The following is a 19948-nucleotide window of genomic DNA, read 5'->3' as shown; positions in this document are numbered from 1 at the left end:
TTAGGATGTCTAGCTCAATAGTCAATAACAGGCGAATTGCTAAAAATACACTGTTGCTCTATGCCCGCATGTTGTTAATGATGGGCATCAGCCTGTTCACCAGTCGAATCACCTTAGCGGCATTGGGTATTACCGATTACGGCATCTATAATGTCGTAGGTGGCATGGTAGCCATGTTTTCCATTCTTTCCGGCTCTTTATCTTTGTCGATAAGCCGGTATACTACGATGGAAGTTGGTAAGGGCAATATCGAGAAGTTGAAAACGATCTTCTCTACTTCCGTCTCCATTCAATTGTTTATGGCGCTTCTGGTTGGCATCTTAGCCGAAGTGGCAGGAGTATGGTTCTTGAACCACAAGATGGTGATACCGTCCGACCGACTTTATGCAGCTCATTGGGTGTTACATTTCTCAATTCTGACGTTTATGATAGGCTTAATTAGCGTACCTTATAATGCTCTGATTATTGCACACGAAAAGATGTCCGCTTTTGCCTATGTCTCTATATTGGATGCCAGCCTGAAATTACTGATTGTCTATTTATTATATATTTCTCCCGTAGACAAGCTTATTGTTTATGCCGGTTTGTTAGCTTGTGTTTCCATCGTGATACGGATTGTCTATGGCATTTATTGTAAGCGTCATTTTGTAGAGGCTCATTACGATTTCCGTCTGAACAAGCAGTTATTGCGTGATATGTTTGGTTTTATCGGATGGACGTTTTGGGGAAACGGCGTTGTTGTTCTCAAGGATCAGGGAACCAATATTCTTTTGAATATGTTTTGTGGTCCTGCTGTTAATGCGGCTCGGGGAGTGGCTATGCAGGTTAATGGAGCTATTTATGGTTTTGTTCAGAATTTTATGGTCGCGGTCAATCCTCAGATTACAAAATCCTATTCTGTAGGCAATCTTCCTGATATGCACAAACTTATCATTCGTAGTACTAAGTTTGCTTTTTTTATCCTGCTGCTTTTGCTTATACCGGTTTGTGCTAATATTGATTATATTCTCGATTTATGGTTAGTTGAGGTTCCAGAGCATACAGCAAGCTTTGTTATCCTGATTCTGTTATATTCTTTGATGGATTGTTTTGCGAATCCTTTGATTACGGGCGTGCTGGCCCAGGGAGATATCAAACCCTATGAGATAGCATTGACTTTCATCTATTTGATTAATTTTTTTGCTTCTTATGTTTGTTTAAAAGCGGGTATGGTTGTTGAAACCGTATTTGTACTGAACATCATATTCAAAGCTTGTGTTGTTTTTGCTTTGCTTTTGCAGTCGCGATCCAAATATGCATTCCCCATTAGCCAATTTTTTCAAAAATGCCTGATGCCTTCGCTGACAGTTTTCCTACTCTCCACTTTGTTCGTTTCTATTTTACCAGGGAGGGAAAACCCTACATTTGCTATTTTTGTCGGAAGGGCATTAACTATCGTTATTTTCATTGGCATCCTTTCATACACTATTGGGATGACAAAGAACGAAAAAAAATACATGTGGAATATGTTCATAGAAAAGGTTTATAAAAGAGTGAAACGTTGATACATTTTTCAGAAATATAGGTACGATTTATATAAAAGATTATGAGCTATAATAAAACAATAGAGATTACAAAAATCAATACTACAGGCAACGTCATCCAATATGAGATACAAGATAATACTGGTTTAAATTTACTAAAGAATCAGACTGTAGAGGCATGGGTAGAATATCACCATGCCGAGAGTTTTGATTTCTCTTTGAATGGTTTACCTGAGTCGATATTGGCCATACCTGCTACACTCTATCTTCTACCTGTTACGTGGTTCTATGGGGTGGAACTGGTTGTTCCATCCATGGACAAAATGCTTTCTGAGCATCTTTCTAATATCTATTCTGCTTATTCCAAAATCTATGGTCCTTTTAAGAAGGAATGGTGTGGAAAAGTAACAGCTAAGGGTATTGTTGAAAACCATTTGCCTGACAGCCGTTTTGACAATATTATTTTCTTTTCTGGTGGGGTGGATGCTGTACATGCTGGCATTAATCATACGGGCAGAAGAAACGTGCTTGTGAGTGTACCTAGCATTGAAGCCATGTCAAGAGCAAAAAAGGAAAATGTTGGTGTAGATTTTATTAACATAAAATCAACGCTCATTCGGGAATTTTCTGCTATGTCTGGGAGTGACTGGTTATTGATTACAAACAATTTTATTGCTGATATTTTTAATGATACGTTCATACAAGCTGATTTAAAAAATACTTTCTACTTATCCAGTGAAGCCTTTTTGTTTGACGGATGGTTTGGCATTAAGTATTTGGGTAATTTACTTTCTTCCATTCCATTTGCTTATGCCATGGGGATAAGAAGCTTGATTATGGGGTCTTCATATGAACAGTTAGAAAGTAGGCCTACAATAAATCTTGATGGTTCAAATCCTGAACTCACAGATGCTTTTAAGATAGCTGGTATCTTTTTTACGGAGCAAGATGGCTTATATACCCGTCGTTCTTTAAAAGTTAAAAATATCATAGAATGGGGACATGCACACAATAAAAAACTAAAATTATGGGTCTGTTTTAATGATAAAAATGAGCAATGTGGTGTTTGTACAAAGTGTATCAGGACGCAACTGAATATTTTATGTACGGGTGAAAATCCAGCTGATTGGGGATTTAAGAATTTCAATGAAAGAAAGTTTTCCAAACTCATTCGTAGTTATCATTATTATGAGAGAAACCCATGTTGGCCATGGGATATTATCGATTCTATTGATGAAAATACAGTTTATCCTTATTGTAATGACCTTTTGCATTGGATGAAAGAAATGGGTTATAAAACATATCAGGAGAATGCACATCGCCAAAATAAAAAACCTAATATTCTACGTTTTTATAACTATCCTCATTATATGAAAAAGTTATTTCATAAAATTTTAGGATAGTGAAAAGTTTGATCATGGGTCTGTTTATAACTAAAATGATACATGCATTAATAATAAAGATAACCAATGACTATTAAAGCTATTGCAAAAAAAACCATAAAATTGATTTTTGCTAAACGTCCGGTTTATACAACTGCGAACATTGTGACATTGTCACCTCATAATCGCCTAGTTAATAAAAAAATCGTAATTACAGGAGGAAGTCGAGGATTAGGATATTTTATGGCCAAAAAGTTTGTCTCCGAGGGAGCCGAGGTTTTGATTGCCGGGCGGAATGCTTCAACTCTTCAAAAAGTTGCTAATGAGATTGGTTGCAAATACTTATTGTTGGATGTTCAGAATGTCTCTTCTTTTGAAGATTTCTTAAAGGAGTCGGATCGCCTTCTTGGAGGTATCAATTGTTTGGTGAATAATGCAGGAATATCTTTGCACGAAGATGGGATACTTCATGTTTCACCCGAAGATTTTGATGTGCAAATTAATACAAACTTTAAGGGAACCTTCTTTTTATCCAAAGCATTTATTGCGAGATGTAATGAGAAAAAAGAAAACTGTATAAAGAATATCTTGTTTGTTACTTCTGAAACAGGTATTACAGTCGACGAACGCCCTTATGGTTTGACCAAAGCTGCATTGAATAGTTTGGTTCAAGGATTGGCTTATCGGTTCGTATCTCAAGGCTATCGCATTAATGCCATTGCTCCTGGTATAACGGCTACAGAAATGACAGGTATAAACAGAGAGGGAAATTTATATTGTGATAGTATGCCTACCAAACGTTATTATCTGCCGGAAGAAGTTGCCGAGATTGCTTGTTTCATGCTTTCAGATGCTTCTAATCTTCTGAATGGACAAATCCTCGTATGCAATGAAGGAAAAACAATTAATGCTAGATGGAGATGAAAAGAGTCATATTGCTCTTCCTAAAATATAAGCTGTATTTTCCGTACGTATTTTATCGGTTTATATATTACAATTTTTTTAGGATTAGAAGAGAGAACGTACGCTCTGTACTTTTTTTCTCTCGTTATTCTATTTTTGATGTGTCCAAATCTGCACAAATATGCCTGACACAGCCAATATTGTTTGGATGGTGTAATATGCGTAAATCCAGATTGGAAACGTCATTGTATATGAATAATAAATCATGTATTCATTTTAATGGAAAAGGAAGGAATATCATGAGGATTGGATATGGATCTTATATCCATGTGGGTACTTGTGCTTATTTACAAATAGGAAATACTTTTATTCATAGGGAGGTGAAAATAATATGTAATAAGCGGATTACAATAGGGAATGATTGTATAATAGCCATGGGTGCAGTTATCAGAGATAATGACGGAGGAAATCATAAAATACTTTCATCCAATTATACTAATTGTAAGCCTGTAACGATAGGCAATCATGTTTGGATTGGTGAAAATGCTATGATTTTAAAGGGGGTTACGATAGGAGATGGAGCAATTATAGCAGCAGGTTCCCTAGTAACCAAAGACATACCGCCACATTGTTTGGCTATGGGTTCGCCAGCTAAAATAGTTCGTGAAAATGTCGAATGGCAAGCCTAAAATATTAACCAAGATCCTTATTTTATGGAAACAAAATATTATACAGTAGAACGCGGACAGCAAATATTGGTGTCCTTATTGAAACAACATGGCATTCGGAAAGTTATCGCTTCTCCCGGAACGACCAATATCACCTTTGTAGCCAGTGTGATGAACGATCCTTTTTTCGAGATTTATTCTTCAGTTGACGAACGATCTGCTGCTTACATGGCTGTGGGTATGGCCGAAGAAACCGGTGAGGTTGTGGTGTTATCTTGTACCGGTGCTACGGCTTCACGCAATTACATTCCAGGATTGACCGAAGCCTATTATCGTAAACTTCCTATTTTGGCAGTAACGGCTACACAAAATGAAAATCGGGTTGGTCACCTGATTCCACAGGTGATAGATCGTTCTCAACAACCCAAAGACTGTTGCGTGCATAGCGAGCATATTGCAGTTCCACGCGATGTCGATGATGAATGGGATGCAACTATCCGACTGAACCGGGCTATCCTTGCACTAACTCATCGTGGAGGTGGCCCTGTTCATATCAATTTGGCTACAAATTATAACCGTGATTTTTCTGTGAAAGAACTTCCTGTAGCTCGTTGTATTCGGCGTTATATGTCCAGTGATGAACTTCCTGTACTTTCCACAGGCCGTATTGCTATTCTTGTAGGCAACCATCTTCCGTGGTCTGCTTCGCTTACCGAGGCTGTTAATCGTTTTTGTAAGGCTTACGGTGCAGTTGTGTTTTGTGAACATGCCAGTAATTATTCAGGTCCCTATCGGGTATATAACGCTATTTTAAATCAGCAAAGTTACTGTAAAAAAGAGTCTTTTCGAACTGATGTATTGATACATATTGGTGAAGTCAGCGGTTATGGAAACAATGTAGCAGGCATTAAAGCTGGTGAAGTATGGAGGGTGAACGAAGACGGTGAATTGCGTGATCCTTTCCATAAACTGACCCAAGTGTTTGAGATGGCAGAAGAAGTGTTTTTCAACCGTTATGCGGATTTAGTTGGCGAACGGAACGAACAGCAGAAGGCAGGAAAAGCTTGGTTGGAGCAGTGTCATGCCGAATATCAGAAATTGCAGGCAGCCATTCCCGAACTTCCTTTTTCTAATATTTGGATAGCTCAACAAACCGCTCATCGTCTACCTGAAGGTTGTGTTCTCCATTTAGGTATTCTTAATTCGTTGCGTGCTTGGGAAATGTTTGACGTTCCTGCATCCGTACAGAGTAATGGATTTGTCAATACTGGTGGTTTTGGTATTGATGGTTGCATGTCCTCTATGATTGGAGGTGCTATCGCCCGTCCTGATCAGTTGCATTTTTTGGTGATTGGTGACCTGGCCTTTTTCTACGATCTCAATTCATTGGGAAATCGTCATGTAGGTAATAATCTTCGTATCCTTTTGGTCAATAACGGTAAGGGGACAGAGTTCCGTAATTACAATCACCCTGCTGCCCAGTTTGGTGAAGATGCAGATAAATACATGGCGGCAGCAGGGCACTATGGTAACAAGTCTCTCCAGTTGGTTCGTCATTATGCCGAAGATTTAGGCTATGAATATATGAAGGCTTCTGATAAAGAAGAATATCTCATCAATATAGATAGATTTTTAATGTCTGACATTACTGACAAACCGATGCTTTTCGAAGTGTTTACCAACAATGAAGATGAGAGTAGTGCATTGAAATTGATGAATACTTTGATTGAGGATTTATCATTTAATTTTCGGAAAACTGTTAGGACAGTTATACCTAATTTCATTAAAAATGTTTTAAAATAATGATTAAATAACCGTTGAAAAACGTATTTTTAATATGAAAATTGGTATTCTTACTCTTCCACTCCATACAAACTATGGAGGCATTCTACAAGCATACGCTTTACAAACGATTATAGAACGAATGGGTCATGAGCCGCATCTGATTAAACGCTTAATGGTCAAAAGGTCAACCAAGAAGATGCTGATATATAAATCCAAGTCTTTAATAAAAAAAGTTATCTGCTTTTTGACGTTGGATGCAAATGATAAGATGAGAAAATCTTTGGGAATAAGGAGTTTTATTAAACAATATATCATAGTGGATGAATTCGATAGTTTCGAACAAATAAAAAAAAATCAGTATGACATAATAATCGTTGGGAGTGACCAAATTTGGCGTCCTTTATATGTTAAAGATATTGAAAATACATATTTGAATTTTGCTGTTGGTTGGAATATCAAACGTATAGCTTATGGTGCTTCTTTTGGAGTTTCTGATTGGGAATATACACTAGAACAGACTTTGGTGTGTAAAAAACTATTACGTGAATTTGATGCGGTTTCTGTACGAGAACTATCTGGCGTTAAATTGTGTAAAGAACACTTTAATGTTGATGCACAATGGGTATTAGATCCTACTATGTTGCTTGATAAAGATGATTATATAAATAGATTTAATTTAACCCGAATTTCTAAGAACACAGACTATATGTTTGACTACATATTGGATGAAACATGTGATAAAAATGCATTTATTGAACGTATTGCGAATAAAACTTGTCTTCAGCCCTTTTGGAGGAGAAATATAAATGAAAAAACAGAGCTACCTTCAGTTATAGAATGGTTGGATGCTTTCTATAACTCAGAGTTTGTAGTAACAGATTCTTTTCATGGATGTGTTTTTTCAATTATATTTCAAAAAAAATTTATTGTATTTGGCAATGAAAAACGTGGTATGGCTCGCATCCAGTCCCTTTTAAATCTTTTGGGGCTTGAGAATAGATTAGTGATGAATTTTGAGCAATTGAATGAGGTATGCGTACACCATATAGATTGGGTTATAATAGCTGAGAAATTGCAAGAATTCCGTAATAATTCGATATGTTTTCTTAGAAATAATATTTGAACAAGATGAATAGTCCTATTATTTCGGTAATTATACCGTTGTATAATAAAGAAAATACAATTAAATACACTATTGAATCGGTCTTGAATCAGTCTTTTACAGATTTTGAACTGATAATAATTGATGATGGTTCTACTGATAGTAGTGCCAAAATAGTTAGTTTATATGAGGATAAAAGAATACGATATATATGTAAGGAAAATGGAGGTGTATCATCTGCAAGGAATGAAGGTGTTAGAATAGCTATAGGTGAATGGATCCTTTTTTTAGATGCCGATGATATATTATACAATCAAGCTTTAGAATCTTTATTTACTCCAATTATTAATTGTCCGGAAGTTGGAATAGTATGTGGACAATTTCATTTTAAAAAAGGGAATACTTATATTACACATTTAGCTTCGAATTTTGAGGGAATAGTAACTAATAATTTTAAATTTTACTTTATTAATAAAATCCAATTAAGGATGGGGAATTTTATTATCCGAAAGTCAATTGTACAAAAACATTATTTTAACGAGAACCTTTCAAGATATGAAGATATGCAATCTCTATTAGATTGGATGCGTGTTGTAAAGATGTATGCTGTTAGTAAATATGTAATGTGTTATAATACTGATGCTTCTTCGTTGAGTCGGCCTTCAGGGAATATGGAAAAAGATTTTGTCTGGCATTTAGATTTTAGGCGAAAAACATTTTGGGAAAAATGTAAATTAGGAGAATTGATGTATTTAGGATTAGTTAATTATCCAAATCATAGATGTGATATAGTAAAAAAATATTATAAATATGTTTGTTTTATGATTATTGCTAAATTAAAATTACTTGTAGAATAGTATGATAGTAAAATATTTTATGAGGTTTATTGTCTTGTTATTGTATAGATGTTTTAGGAAGATTTGCTATCTCTTGCAAAGATCAATTATCTATTGTGAGATGCAGAATTTAGGATCTTACGGAAAAAATGTAAGAATTGAATATCCTGCTAAGTTAAATAATAAAATTTTTATAGAAGATAATGTTACTATACTAGGTCATTCTAAGTTTATTATAGGCTTCGGAGGTAAGCTTATTATAAAAAAGAACACAGTGTGTTCAAGTGCTTTAACTGTAATAACAGGAGAACATGGGTATCGACTGGGACGTTGGAGGAAAAATATGATAGAAACTAGAGAAAACGATACTGAATCTTCTGTAATTATCTCTGAAGATGTTTTAATAGGAGCAAATGTTACTTTATTACCGAATGTTGTTATAGGAAGAGGTGCTCAAGTTGGTGCTTGTTCTGTTGTTACAAGGGAGATACCTCCATATGCTGTTGCTGTCGGTAATCCAGCACGTGTTATTCGTTTCCTTTTCGGTCCTGAGGAAATAATAGACCATGAAATGATGCTTTATCCTGAAAACGATAGATTTAAATATGAATTTTTAAAATCCATACAAGAAAGATATAATAGGTGATAGAATAATATATTTGAAAGAACAAGTATCTATAATGAGAACACCATCTAATCTTTTTAGAAAAATTGGACGAATACCTTTGAAAATACGAGTTGCTTTCTATCGTAAATGGAATCTTTTTCGTTTTTTTTTCTGCGGTATTAAGTATGGACGAAACTTGAAAGTTTCGACTCATTGTAACTTGCATCTAGAGCAAAATGCCCAGTTGATTATAGGTGATGATTTTAGGTTGTCGAGTGGAAGTTTTCTTAATCCTCTCTGTCGCAACCTTGAAGCTGGTATGTATGTGCATTCAGATGCAAAATTGATTATAGGTAACAATGTAGGTATGAGCTCCCCTTGCTTATGGGCAAGGAAGGCTATAATTATAGGCAATCATGTTAACATAGGTGGCGATACTATTATTATGGATTGTGACGCCCATAGTTTGGATTATTTGATAAGGAGAAGTAAGGATGATCAGAAATATGCACAATCTGCTCCGATAGTTATAGAAGACGATGTTTTTATTGGTACCCGAAGCATTATTCTTAAAGGAGTAACAATTGGTGCCCGCTCTATAATTGCAGCCGGGAGTGTGGTAACTAAAAGTATTCCTGCTGATTGTATTGCTGGTGGGAATCCATGTCAAATAATACGGAGGAATACTAATGTATAAAACATCTATAGTAAATTCTTTTTTTTGTAATAAATTCTTAATATTGCTCTTGTCGATCTTTTCTCACATGATGGTAAATATCGGAGGAGAAATGTCTGTTTCCTTTTTATTTATAGCAGCTACAACCCCGTTTTGGTTTAAAGGAAGATATGTTGAAAAAGACAGGATTTTAGCAAAAACATTCAAATTAATATTATCTTTGATTGTTGTTCAGTGTTTATGGGCGCTATTTCATTCATACACCGATGCTCTTACTCAATTAAAAGGGATTATGGTGACAGTGTATGGCTTGATTCAATTTCTGTTTTATTATTTGGCAGGTTCGAAAAATCCAAGCATTATTAAATGGTATGTTTTAGGAACTTTTGTTTCGTCCTTTTTCTTTTTCGATATGATTGCTTTGCGCGAAGCCGAAGTGATAGAGGAATATACGATGTGGAAATTTCAGATATATCCGCGCATCATTATGGCTATACTTTGCATTTATTTGTTTTTTCTGAAAAATAAAATTATAAATAACTATATTGAAATTGTTTTTGTTGCGATAGGCTTATTAGGACTTGCTACTGGCTCCCGTAGTGCAGGTTTACCTCCATTATTAGCAGGAACAGTTATATTACTGATTAAAAGAAGTAGGAATCTCAATTTGAGTGTAGTAAGAAAACGTTTAGTCATTGGAACTTTATTTTTATACGCTTTGTATGCATTGGTTTATGTACCTAATGTATTGAATGGGTCTATCAGTGGAGGAAACTCCACGCAACTTCTTAAAGCTAAAGACCCATATAATCCTTTGTACCTACTGATGGTGGGACGTTCTGATGCGGTAACTCCCTTTATTGCTTTTTTCGATAAACCTATATTTGGATGGGGGTATAATACTAAAGATCCTGATAATAAATATCATCGGATAAATGCTTTATTTCAGCAAAATAAATTTGAAATAGAACGTGTGCGATATGATAATATACCAGGTCATAGTATTTTAGGATTTTATGCTTGTAGTTATGGTATATTGACATTTGTTATTTTTATACTGCTAATGAAAATTGTTTTAAAGAAATACACTTATTTTTTAAAGAATCCTGATGATATGTCATTATATGCTTCATACCTTTTGTTTGGCTTATTGTGGAGTTTGTTATTTAATCCAATGCCGGCTTTCAAACTTACTTGGACCGTTAACTTAGCATTCTTTTTGGTACTTAGCAATTACAACATAATAAAATATGGAAAAAACTAAATCAATTTGTTTTGTGACAACTGGTGATATAAAATCTATCTCAACAGCTAAACGAGCCTTAGGTATGGCAAATCCTTTGGCTAATCGTGGGTGGAAAGTTTCCATTATTATGGAAGATACTGAAGAAAACAGAATCAGAGTCGCTTTGGAATGCAATGATAAAGTTAGATTATATTTCTTTAAAACAACATCTGTACTTAAAGAAATTAGAGAAAAGAATAGAATCATTCAACAAATTCGTCCTGATTATCTATATATTTGTGCTTTTGTAACAAGAAACATTATAGCTTTAGGTTCTTCTTACAAGAAAATAGTGGAACACAGTGAACTTCAATCGGGTATACCGGATATGAAAGGAATGCACAAATTACGAGTTTTATTCAATGAATTTTTTTCCATATTTTATGCTGATTATTTACTGAATGCTAGCAAGTATCTTCAGAATTGCTATTTACGTAGATGTCGTAAAATAGGGCAATGCAAGCTACCTAATTTCTATTTTCCATATGCTTATTCTAAAGAGGTCTTGAACCCGATAAATATTGATTATAAAAATGATCGTTTTAAACCTTATCAGGGGAAAACAATTTTTGTCTTTTTAGGTACGGTCACACGTAATTATGGAGTTTTCACTATTCTTGAGGCTGTTGAAAAATTGAAATCTAAGTATAAGGACTTCAAAGTTCTTATTTTCGGAAGAGGTCGTCATTATGAAGAAGCAATATCTTATATAAAAACGCATCATTTAAGTGATTATGTAGAGATGCCTGGGTACATTCGGGAAGAAGATATTTCTGCTTATTTTTCATTGGCAGATTGCTTTATCTCACCTATGAATGATACTGTACAAGATTGGGCACGGTGTCCGAGCAAGTTGTATATGTATCTTCCTTTTGAGAAGCCAGTGATTACGTGTAAGATTGGTGAACCCTACGAGGTTCTGAAAGAGACAGGTTTATATTATTCACCGGGTAATTCGGCAGAAATGTCTCAACAAATGGAACATGTGATTATGAAGGACTTTAAGTTCATTCCAGTTGACGCGTCACTTCATTCATGGAATTATCGTACTCAAGAATTTGTCAATTGGATTAATCAACATCAATAAATGAATCAATTTAAATGATACAGTGTGCAACTCCCAGAAACCAACATCATCTGTTTGGATTTCATGATTTGATAGCATTCAATCGGTCTGGCGATAAACTTTTGTCTTTGGAGACTGATGTTATTAATCGCCCTCCATTGCCTGGTGAAGAATTTGGAGTCGGGTATAGTCTGTGGCAGGAGCAGCGTTTTGTCAGATTAGGGACAACAGTAGCCATGAACTATCCCCAAGGAGCTAGGCAGCAATGGCTGAACGATAGACAGTTTATCGTCAATAATCGCATAGGTAATCATTGGGGAGCCGATATATACGATGTAGAATTACAGAAAAAATTAGCATCAATAGGCTCTACTGCTCATGTGGTTACTTCTGACTCCAAATATGCGTTAGGTATAAATTATTCCAGGTTACACAGGTTAGGAGGATATGGGTATATTGGTATAGACGATTTTGGGAAAGAGGAAGAAGCTCCTTCTGATGACGGTATTTACATAACCGACATTACCCAAAATATGACCCGACTATTGGTCTCAATTCGGGAAGTGTCTGAATGCAAATCAGAAAGTAGTGCCCACAATGGATTTCATCACTACCTTACTCATCTTGTTTTGAGCCCGGACAATAAGCGGGTAGCTTTTTTACATCGTTTTTTTCTGTCTGATGGAGGATTGAGAACCCGATTAATGACGATAGGCATTGATGGAAAAGATCTGAGATGCTTGGGATTTGGTTTTTTAAGTCATTTCGATTGGAAAGATAACAATCATATATTTATCTGGGGAAGGACTGGGTCTTCAGTAGATGCCATTCGCAGTAACAAGTTGTTGTCAAACCCTTTGGTTTCACCTTTGTTGAAGCCACTTAAATCTATAGTAAGGACTGTACTAAAGAAATCAAGTGGATTGACCAATTCCTTTTTATTAATAGAGGATTCTGCTAATGCCTCGTATGAAACGGTAGCTAAAGGTATAATCGATTGTGACGGCCATCCCATGTTTTGTCCGACAAATCGGAATTTAATAATTTGCGATACTTATCCGGATAAGAATGAATCCAGATATTTATTCTTTTACGATTTTGAGAAAAACGAAAGGACAAATATCGGTTATTTCAGGCGTTTGCTGGAGTTACCAGATATATCCATGCAGGACTCATATACGAAAGGGGTAGATAAAAGAATTTTGGGCTTAATGAGTCCGGAACTTTTCAGCTTTACTCGGTCTGGTTTGCATTGTGATTTACATCCGCGATGGAATTTTGATGGTACAAAAGTGGCTTTTGATTCTATTCATGAAGGTACGCGACAAATTTATATTGCTTCAAAAGAAAATGAATAAGGATAAAAATGTAAAAAATAGATCGATTGCTATTTTACAACCAGAAGTCCCTCATTATAGAGAAGAGTTTTTCTTTTTACTGAATCATTCTATTAACTCAGATATTTATGTATTCAATTATCCGGAGCTAAGTAGTAAACAAGGATTTAAATTAGGGAATAATCCACTAATCTATTTGCAGAATAAAAAAATAAAAGGCTTTTTGCTTTATTCACCTTTACCTTTTTTATCTAAAAAATATAATACGGTTGTATTGATGCTTCATTTTGCACACATTACAACCTGGTTTCTTCTTTTGACTAAATTTATTCATCGGAAAAAAATAATTTTATGGGGACAAGGTATTTCCGTGAAACGTTATTTGCAAGAAGAAAAGAAACCGGACTGGAAACTTCGATTACAGATAGCACTCTCTGATGGAGTGTGGCTTTACATGGAGAAGGAGAGAGAGATGTGGCAAAAGGTTTTCCCAAGAAAAAAGATCGTAGCATTAAATAATACTTTGACTGGGATAGAGGAAATGCTCTCTTATGAAAGTCCTTTATCGAAAGAAGCGTTAAAAATCAAATATCAGATTAAAGAAAGAATTATATTGATTTTTTGTGCCCGTTTTGAATCTAATTATCGTAGGACAGATTTATTGTTGGAAACGATAAGAAGGCTTGATAAACAGAAGTTTGGATTTGTCATTATTGGTGCTGGGAAAAATAAACCTGATTTTGGTCTGTTTACTAATGTACATGATTTCGGAGCCGTTTATGATACTGACATAAAAAGAGAGTTGTTTTCTATCGCTGATATTTATTATCAACCGGGATGGGTTGGGTTGTCAATTGTTGAAGCAATGGCTTATGGTAAACCAATATTTACTTTTAAAAGGTCTGAGTGTACCAAGCAATGTGTTGAGTATAGTTATATACAACCATCGTATAACGGAATGATTTTTGATCAGGTGGAAGAATGTATTAAAACAATAGAACAAATTTCTATACAGGAACTTGTTCGAATGGGACAGAATGCCAAATCAACAGCAATGGAACTGACTCCTGTCAATATGGTAAAAAATGCGATTTCAATATTATAATTCTATGCGCATCCTCCACTTCATCCCCAGCATCGACCGCTCCTCCGGCGGTGTAGGTGCCTACATGCAACTACTTGCCAAAGAATTGGGTAAGCTATGCGACCTGACTATTGCTATGTTTCTATTGGATCTTCGCTGTTCATTGGACAGACATGAGGAGATAAAGTAGAGACAATTCTGTTAGGAAAAGCCTTGGAGACTGTTAGAAAGTAAATTAGTTGTGTGTTTGGCAAATCACGAAAAAGAAGAAACTGTTGCGGATTTTCTTATGAGTACGATAAATATAGATACTAACAATAAAAATAAATATGATTACCTCCTATCTCAGCGATAAATTTCGCCTCTTATCTTTCTTCTCCATCATCCTTGTCCTATATATTCATTCCGGTTTTCACGACTATCCTCATGAAATACAAGGAATGACATTCAATTTCAAGTTGCAGGAGTTCATCAGTGGAATGATGGGACGTTGTGCTGTGCCACTGTTTTTTGCTATTAGTGGTTACTTGTTTTTTCAAGGTATAGATAAAGATGACGCTCAAGCGTATGCAAAATTATGGATGAAGATAAGAAAGCGAATCCGGACGTTGTTGATTCCTTATCTGATTGCCTGTCTGTTTCCTGCAATATTCTATTTAATATTGGAATATACTACTGGTGCGATAAAATCGCATTGATTTTAAATATCACCAAATAACGAGAGTTCTTTGACATTTTGGTTTGAAATGATTGATGAGTCTTGTTTTGTTATCAACGACCGCAGGTCTGTTCTTTCCAACGCGGATATTCTAATCAGGGTAGCCACCTCGGTGATTGAATATGGGCTGTTGCAGTCAACCTTTATTCTTGCCACTGTCAGATACGATATGATGGCAGCCCAAAGATGGATTTTGACAGCATTTTCCGAATATCCCCACAGAGTCTTTACGGTAATGTTCTGTTTAATCCACTTGAAGAATACCTCTATATCCCATCGATGGCGGTACAAGTTGGATATTTCTAAGGCACTGACTTCAAAATTGTTGGATATAAAGTCCACAATAGTGTCATTATCAGGGTCATAAACGCGGACAAATCTCATGTCTTCGGGATACAGCTTGCTTGAGTTATATCCTGTTACCCTTATACGGGAGTCTTCCAGTATGCCAGACTTGACATCGGCAATATCCATTTGCTCGACAGTATCGAATTTCATGTTCTCTTTTGGACGTGATACCCAAAATGACTGAGCCTGATGAAATCTAAAAAGTGCTTTAAAGTCAACATAAGCCTTATCCATCACGTAGAAAGCATAAGGCTCTGGTGTCAGTGCGTCAAGTTCGTTGCTGTCATGCCACTTGCCGTCCGTGATATGGATATTGGTAGGTATGTTGCCTCTCAAATCCAACAGGGTGTGCATCTTGATAGCTCCTTTGCTGTATTTCCCCAAAGCCCACGTTGCAAGCTTTATACTGGTCGATATGGTCGTGGAATCAAGTGCATATATCTCGTTATCAATGGTAATTTGAGACAGTTGGATATTTGAGTATATCGGTCTGAGCATGTCAATTAAATAAAGGCCCAACCCTTCAAAGATGCGGTAATCCCTGCTTTCGTTTGCACGAGACAATGAGGTATGGTTCACGGCCTTACGAAAGCCGAGATGATAAAGCATCTTGTTATGGGCTTCGAGGCATAGACAAATATCCCTCAGAGAATCACATCCCGTCAACTGTCCGAAAAGGAGATGAAGGAGGTGACTGTAACTGCTGAGATTTTTGGTATGCCAATCTCCTTGATATTGCTTTACGAGTTTATCAAACTGATATCGCGGTATATACTCGACAACTTGGGAAAATACAAACTTGCCCTGATTCATAATCCTGATATGTTGAAACTACAGGACTAATAAATCATTTTCAAATCAAAAAATCAATGAACGCTTATATTTGATTTAAAATTAATCGTTTAACTACAGTGATGTGGTTTTTATCGCACCACTAATAATTGGAATATATTCCCGGAGTAGATGGGTTTATGAATACTAAAGGATTTTCTGAAAACTTTGAAAAGCCTTTGCTTGAGTTAGGCTATTTTTTATTTTGGGATGCAGGAAACGGATCTCCATATGCGTTTCATTTATGGTTTTTACGTGATTTAATATTGATTGTGGTATTGACTCCCTTGTTCTATGTGATGAATAAATGGATGGGGAAAGCAATTGTTTGCGGACTATTTTTTGTTTTAGACTATTTCTCCATTCCTGTGTTACCAATATATGGCATATTCTGGTTTTTATTAGGTGCGTGCTTTTTAGATAAATTTTCGGGTATTAAATCGTTTGGGGTTCCTATCGTATTTTTATTGTTTTGTGTACTTGAAATGATTTTTCCAGTATTCATTTGGGAATATTTGCAAATTCCAATCATACTGTCAGGTATCTTAAGTTTTTGGACTCTGTATGATAAACTGGTACCTGCGACGTTTGATCTTGGCAGACATAAACACTGGATGACTTTCTGTAGTTTTACTTTTTTCATTTATTTGTATCATGAACCTACGTTGAATGTAGTAAGGAAATTGTTGGTAGTTCCTTTTCCTCATTCCAGTTTTGGCTTTGCATTTAGTTATTTGGCTAGTCCGTGGTTGTTTGCATTGATTTGGGTAGGTGTTGGGATCGTTTTTAAGAGACATTTTCCGAGAATTTATGGAATTTGTATGGGGGGACGTTAATATGATGCGCATCCTCCACTTCATCCCCAGCATCGACCGCTCCTCCGGCGGTGTAGGTGCCTACATGCAACTACTTGCCAAAGAATTGGGTAAGCTGTGCGACCTGACTATCGCTACGGTGGCATCGGAACATCCGCTGTCGATAGAGAACGCACGGGTGGTTACGTTGCCAGCGGGCTTGTCGCAATATGGTGCTTTGAAGAGGGCATGGCGGAAGCTGCTGGATGAGACCTGCCCAAACGTGGTACACGTGAACTGCTGCTGGATGCCGCAAAGTGCTTGGACACAAAAGTGGGCACAACAGGCCGGATATAAGGTGGTGCTTAGTCCGCACGGCATGTTGGAGCCGTGGATCTTGGCACGGCATTACTGGACAAGGAAAGTACCGGCACTCTGGCTCTATCAGAAACAGGCAGTGGTGAAAGCTGACCGATTGCATGCTACTGCGGAGAGTGAAAAACAGAATCTGCTGAAGCTGGGTTATAACAACCGGATCACCGTAATTGCCAATGGCATTGATGTAGAGCAGATTGATATAAAAGCTGGTTGGGAGCGGAAAAAACAGATTCTGTTCCTTTCCAGAATCCATGTGAAAAAGGGAATTGAGTTCTTGCTGGAGGCTGTAGCGGCTTTGAAGGAGCGGTTGGAGGGATATACCGTCCGCATTGCGGGTGAAGGGGAAGCGGAATACATCGAACAGCTTCGACAAAAAGCTCTTCAGCTGGACATCCAAGATAAAGTGGATTTTTGCGGAGGGGTATACGGTGACCGGAAGTGGGAATTGTTCCGGGAGGCGGATTTGTTTGTATTGCCTACGTATTCTGAGAATTTCGGTATCGTGGTGGCGGAAGCCTTGGCTTGCGGAACTCCTGTGATAACAACAACCGGTACTCCCTGGGAGGAACTGAATACCTGGCATTGTGGCTGGTGGACAGAGATAGGAACCGAACCGACCATTCATGCATTGAACGAATTTCTGGATTTATCGGAAAAGGAACTGGAACAGATGGGACGTAACGGTCGCCGTTTAGTAGAAACACAGTATTCTTCTAAAAAGGTGGCAGAGGAAATGGTGAGGATGTATGAGGTGTTGAAGGTTTAGGGTTGAAGGTTTAGGGTAGTCTGTCTAATGGCTTCTCCTATAAAAAGAAAAACGACTGTGTAATTCTGTGTCCTCCGTGGTGAATGAAGTTTAAATTGAAAACTTTGGTTTTCATTTGCTTCTGCGTTTACCTTTTACTATCTTTGCTCAAACAAAAAATATTCAGCTATGGCACTGGAAGGACTTCAAGAACGATATGTAAATTTCTATACGGATTTCGCTTTTAAGAAACTGTTCGGAACCGAGGTGAACAAGGATTTGCTCATCAGTTTTTTGAATGCGTTGTTGTCGGGTGAGGAGGAAATCAAGGATCTGACCTATTTGAACACCGAACATTTGGGTGAACACGAAGAAGAACGAAAAGCTGTTTTTGATGTATATTGTGTGAACGAAAAGGGAGAGCGCTTTCTGGTAGAGATGCAGAAAGCTGAACAGCGTTTTTTTAAGGATCGTAGTGTCTATTATTCTACTTTCCCTATTCGGGAGCAAGGTCCCAAGGGGAACTGGAACTATGAATTGAAAGCTGTGTACACCATTGGCATTCTGAATTTTAGTTTTGATGACAGCGATCCGAACTACTATCACCATGAAGTCAAGTTGGTAGATATGAAAACAATGAAAGTATTCTACGACAAGCTGACTTACATTTATTTGGAAATGCCTAAATTTCGCAAGACGGAAAATGAACTGGAGAATCTTTTTGAGAAATGGCTTTATGCCATCAGTCATTTGCCTGCCTTGATGGAACGTCCTAAAGCCTTACGTGAAGCGGTTTTCGAGAAGTTTTTCCGTGTGGCTGAAATCGCCTGCTTTACCCAGCAGGAACGTGTAGCCTATGAAGGAAGTCTGAAAAATTATCGTGACTGGTACAGCATAGCCGAAACAGCGGAATACCGGGGCTGGGAACGCGGCCATAGCAGAGGCTTATCGGAAGGACGTGCGGAAGGACGTGCGGAAGGACGTGCGGAAGGACGTGCGGAAGGACGTGCGGAAGGTCGCAATGAAGAAAAGCGGTTGATAGCCGAGAATATGATAAAGATGGGAATGACAGTGGACGATGTTTGCCGCATTACGGGATTGTCTATGGAGGAAGTGGAAAATATTCGCCCATGAAAAACACAGATTATCGCAGAATAAATAATCTGCGATAATTTGCGTCTATCTGCGTTTCATTATCATACAATATCTGTGCGCCTCTGTGCCCTCCGTGGTGAAATGCCCGCAGACACGTCGTTTTTAATTATTCATTATTCATTTTTCATTCTCCAAGTATCCGAACACCGCCCTTGTATCCAGGCAGGGACAGGCTTTGGGAGTGACGCCGGGCAGGTCTCTGTGGCCCACCAGACGGGCATGTGGAAAGAGCTTCCGTAGTTTCAGGAAAAGGAGAATCAGCTGTTCGGTCTGTTCGGGGGTACGCGTGTCGGCGGGGTGCCCGTCAGCATCCAGACCTCCTTCGTAGCAGACACCGATGGAGCAGCGGTTGAAAGGACGGCAATGGGCTCCGACTTCCAACAGGCGGCGGTGCTGGCTGATGCTGCCGTCCCGACGGATGTAGAAATGATAACCGATGGTGCGAAAGCCACGGGCTTTGTGATCGCGTAAAAGCTGTTCTACCGGATAGTCGCGGTTGCAACGGGTAGCGGAACAGTGCAGAATGATGTAGCGTACGGAGTCGATGGAGTCCATCAGCAGACCGCTCTCTACTTGAGTAAGGAGGGTACGTTCATCAGGGACTTCTGTACCGGCGACGGTGAGGGGGAAGGTTTCTTGGATCATAGGTTTTGAGGTTTTAAGTTTTTAAGGTTTTAAGTTTTTGAGTTTTTGGGTTTTAAGGTTTGAGGTTTTATGTTCTTTCA

The 19948-nt window shown here is 37.5% G+C and carries 20 protein-coding genes; 18 read left to right on the top strand and 2 right to left on the bottom strand.

Annotated elements, in window-relative coordinates; all coding sequences use genetic code 11:
- The first annotated feature begins 5 nt into the window (after positions 1-5).
- The 15 genes from BQ5591_RS13955 to BQ5591_RS13890 all read left to right on the top strand — a co-directional run bounded on the left by BQ5591_RS13955 (position 6) and on the right by BQ5591_RS13890 (position 14952).
- Positions 6-1544, top strand: a complete 1539-nt coding sequence (locus tag BQ5591_RS13955; protein WP_071149814.1) for an MATE family efflux transporter — start codon at positions 6-8, stop codon at positions 1542-1544.
- Positions 1545-1585: 41 nt separating this feature from the next.
- Positions 1586-2926, top strand: a complete 1341-nt coding sequence (locus BQ5591_RS13950; RefSeq protein WP_071149813.1) for a hypothetical protein — start codon at positions 1586-1588, stop codon at positions 2924-2926.
- 66 nt (positions 2927-2992) lie between these two features.
- Positions 2993-3829, top strand: a complete 837-nt coding sequence (locus BQ5591_RS13945) for an SDR family NAD(P)-dependent oxidoreductase (protein WP_071149812.1) — start codon at positions 2993-2995, stop codon at positions 3827-3829.
- A 230-nt stretch (positions 3830-4059) separates the two neighbouring features.
- Positions 4060-4497, top strand: coding sequence for an acyltransferase (locus tag BQ5591_RS22100; protein ID WP_317042582.1), 438 nt, complete (start codon positions 4060-4062; stop codon positions 4495-4497).
- A gap of 24 nt (positions 4498-4521) precedes the next feature.
- Complete coding sequence (locus BQ5591_RS13935) at positions 4522-6279, top strand: thiamine pyrophosphate-binding protein (RefSeq protein ID WP_071149810.1); 1758 nt, start codon at positions 4522-4524, stop codon at positions 6277-6279.
- 34 nt (positions 6280-6313) lie between these two features.
- A complete protein-coding gene (locus BQ5591_RS13930; protein ID WP_071149809.1) occupies positions 6314-7384 on the top strand; it encodes a polysaccharide pyruvyl transferase family protein in 1071 nt (356 codons plus the stop codon).
- A gap of 5 nt (positions 7385-7389) precedes the next feature.
- Positions 7390-8220 (top strand): glycosyltransferase family 2 protein, encoded by an 831-nt coding sequence (locus BQ5591_RS13925; protein ID WP_083381052.1) that lies wholly within the window; start codon positions 7390-7392, stop codon positions 8218-8220.
- Positions 8221-8320: 100 nt separating this feature from the next.
- A complete protein-coding gene (locus BQ5591_RS22095) occupies positions 8321-8845 on the top strand; it encodes an acyltransferase (RefSeq protein ID WP_317042581.1) in 525 nt (174 codons plus the stop codon).
- A gap of 13 nt (positions 8846-8858) precedes the next feature.
- Positions 8859-9503, top strand: a complete 645-nt coding sequence (locus tag BQ5591_RS13915) for an acyltransferase (protein ID WP_235817095.1) — start codon at positions 8859-8861, stop codon at positions 9501-9503.
- A 67-nt stretch (positions 9504-9570) separates the two neighbouring features.
- Positions 9571-10746 (top strand): hypothetical protein, encoded by a 1176-nt coding sequence (locus tag BQ5591_RS13910; protein WP_071149805.1) that lies wholly within the window; start codon positions 9571-9573, stop codon positions 10744-10746.
- Positions 10733-11854, top strand: coding sequence for a glycosyltransferase family 4 protein (locus BQ5591_RS13905; RefSeq protein WP_071149804.1), 1122 nt, complete (start codon positions 10733-10735; stop codon positions 11852-11854). Before BQ5591_RS13910 ends, BQ5591_RS13905 begins: the two co-directional genes overlap by 14 nt.
- A gap of 14 nt (positions 11855-11868) precedes the next feature.
- Positions 11869-13191: a hypothetical protein gene (locus BQ5591_RS13900; protein ID WP_071149803.1), complete on the top strand. Its 1323-nt coding sequence runs from the start codon at positions 11869-11871 to the stop codon at positions 13189-13191.
- Positions 13184-14275 carry a glycosyltransferase gene (locus BQ5591_RS13895; protein ID WP_071150733.1) on the top strand — a complete coding sequence of 364 codons (1092 nt, stop codon included), beginning with the start codon at positions 13184-13186 and terminating at the stop codon, positions 14273-14275. The genes BQ5591_RS13900 and BQ5591_RS13895 overlap by 8 nt, the downstream gene beginning before the upstream one ends.
- Entirely contained in the window at positions 14256-14444 is a 189-nt protein-coding gene (locus tag BQ5591_RS21440) for a hypothetical protein (protein ID WP_159434485.1), read from the top strand. The genes BQ5591_RS13895 and BQ5591_RS21440 overlap by 20 nt, the downstream gene beginning before the upstream one ends.
- A gap of 139 nt (positions 14445-14583) precedes the next feature.
- On the top strand, positions 14584-14952 hold the full coding sequence (locus BQ5591_RS13890; RefSeq protein ID WP_071149802.1) for an acyltransferase family protein: 369 nt from the start codon (positions 14584-14586) through the stop codon (positions 14950-14952).
- Positions 14953-14954: 2 nt separating this feature from the next.
- Here BQ5591_RS13890 and BQ5591_RS13885 read toward each other — a convergent pair whose 3' ends face one another.
- On the bottom strand, positions 14955-16133 hold the full coding sequence (locus tag BQ5591_RS13885) for an IS4 family transposase (protein ID WP_071148875.1): 1179 nt from the start codon (positions 16131-16133) through the stop codon (positions 14955-14957).
- Positions 16134-16291: 158 nt separating this feature from the next.
- Here BQ5591_RS13885 and BQ5591_RS13880 point away from each other — a divergent pair, with 158 nt between their 5' ends.
- From BQ5591_RS13880 to BQ5591_RS13870, 3 genes are all read left to right on the top strand, one after another.
- Entirely contained in the window at positions 16292-16987 is a 696-nt protein-coding gene (locus BQ5591_RS13880; RefSeq protein ID WP_071149801.1) for a hypothetical protein, read from the top strand.
- A 4-nt stretch (positions 16988-16991) separates the two neighbouring features.
- Positions 16992-18089, top strand: a complete 1098-nt coding sequence (locus tag BQ5591_RS13875) for a glycosyltransferase (protein ID WP_071150732.1) — start codon at positions 16992-16994, stop codon at positions 18087-18089.
- Between the two features lie 168 nt (positions 18090-18257).
- Positions 18258-19202, top strand: a complete 945-nt coding sequence (locus tag BQ5591_RS13870; RefSeq protein WP_071149800.1) for an Rpn family recombination-promoting nuclease/putative transposase — start codon at positions 18258-18260, stop codon at positions 19200-19202.
- Positions 19203-19340: 138 nt separating this feature from the next.
- On the opposite strand, the gene BQ5591_RS13865 is transcribed toward BQ5591_RS13870, so the two are convergent.
- Positions 19341-19868, bottom strand: coding sequence for an N-acetylmuramoyl-L-alanine amidase (locus BQ5591_RS13865; RefSeq protein WP_071149799.1), 528 nt, complete (start codon positions 19866-19868; stop codon positions 19341-19343).
- Positions 19869-19948: the final 80 nt, after the last annotated feature.

Source organism: Bacteroides ndongoniae (assembly GCF_900108345.1).
GTDB lineage: Bacteria > Bacteroidota > Bacteroidia > Bacteroidales > Bacteroidaceae > Bacteroides > Bacteroides ndongoniae.
The sequence above is the reverse complement of the archived record's forward strand: the minus strand, read 5'-3'. Positions and strand labels throughout refer to the sequence as shown.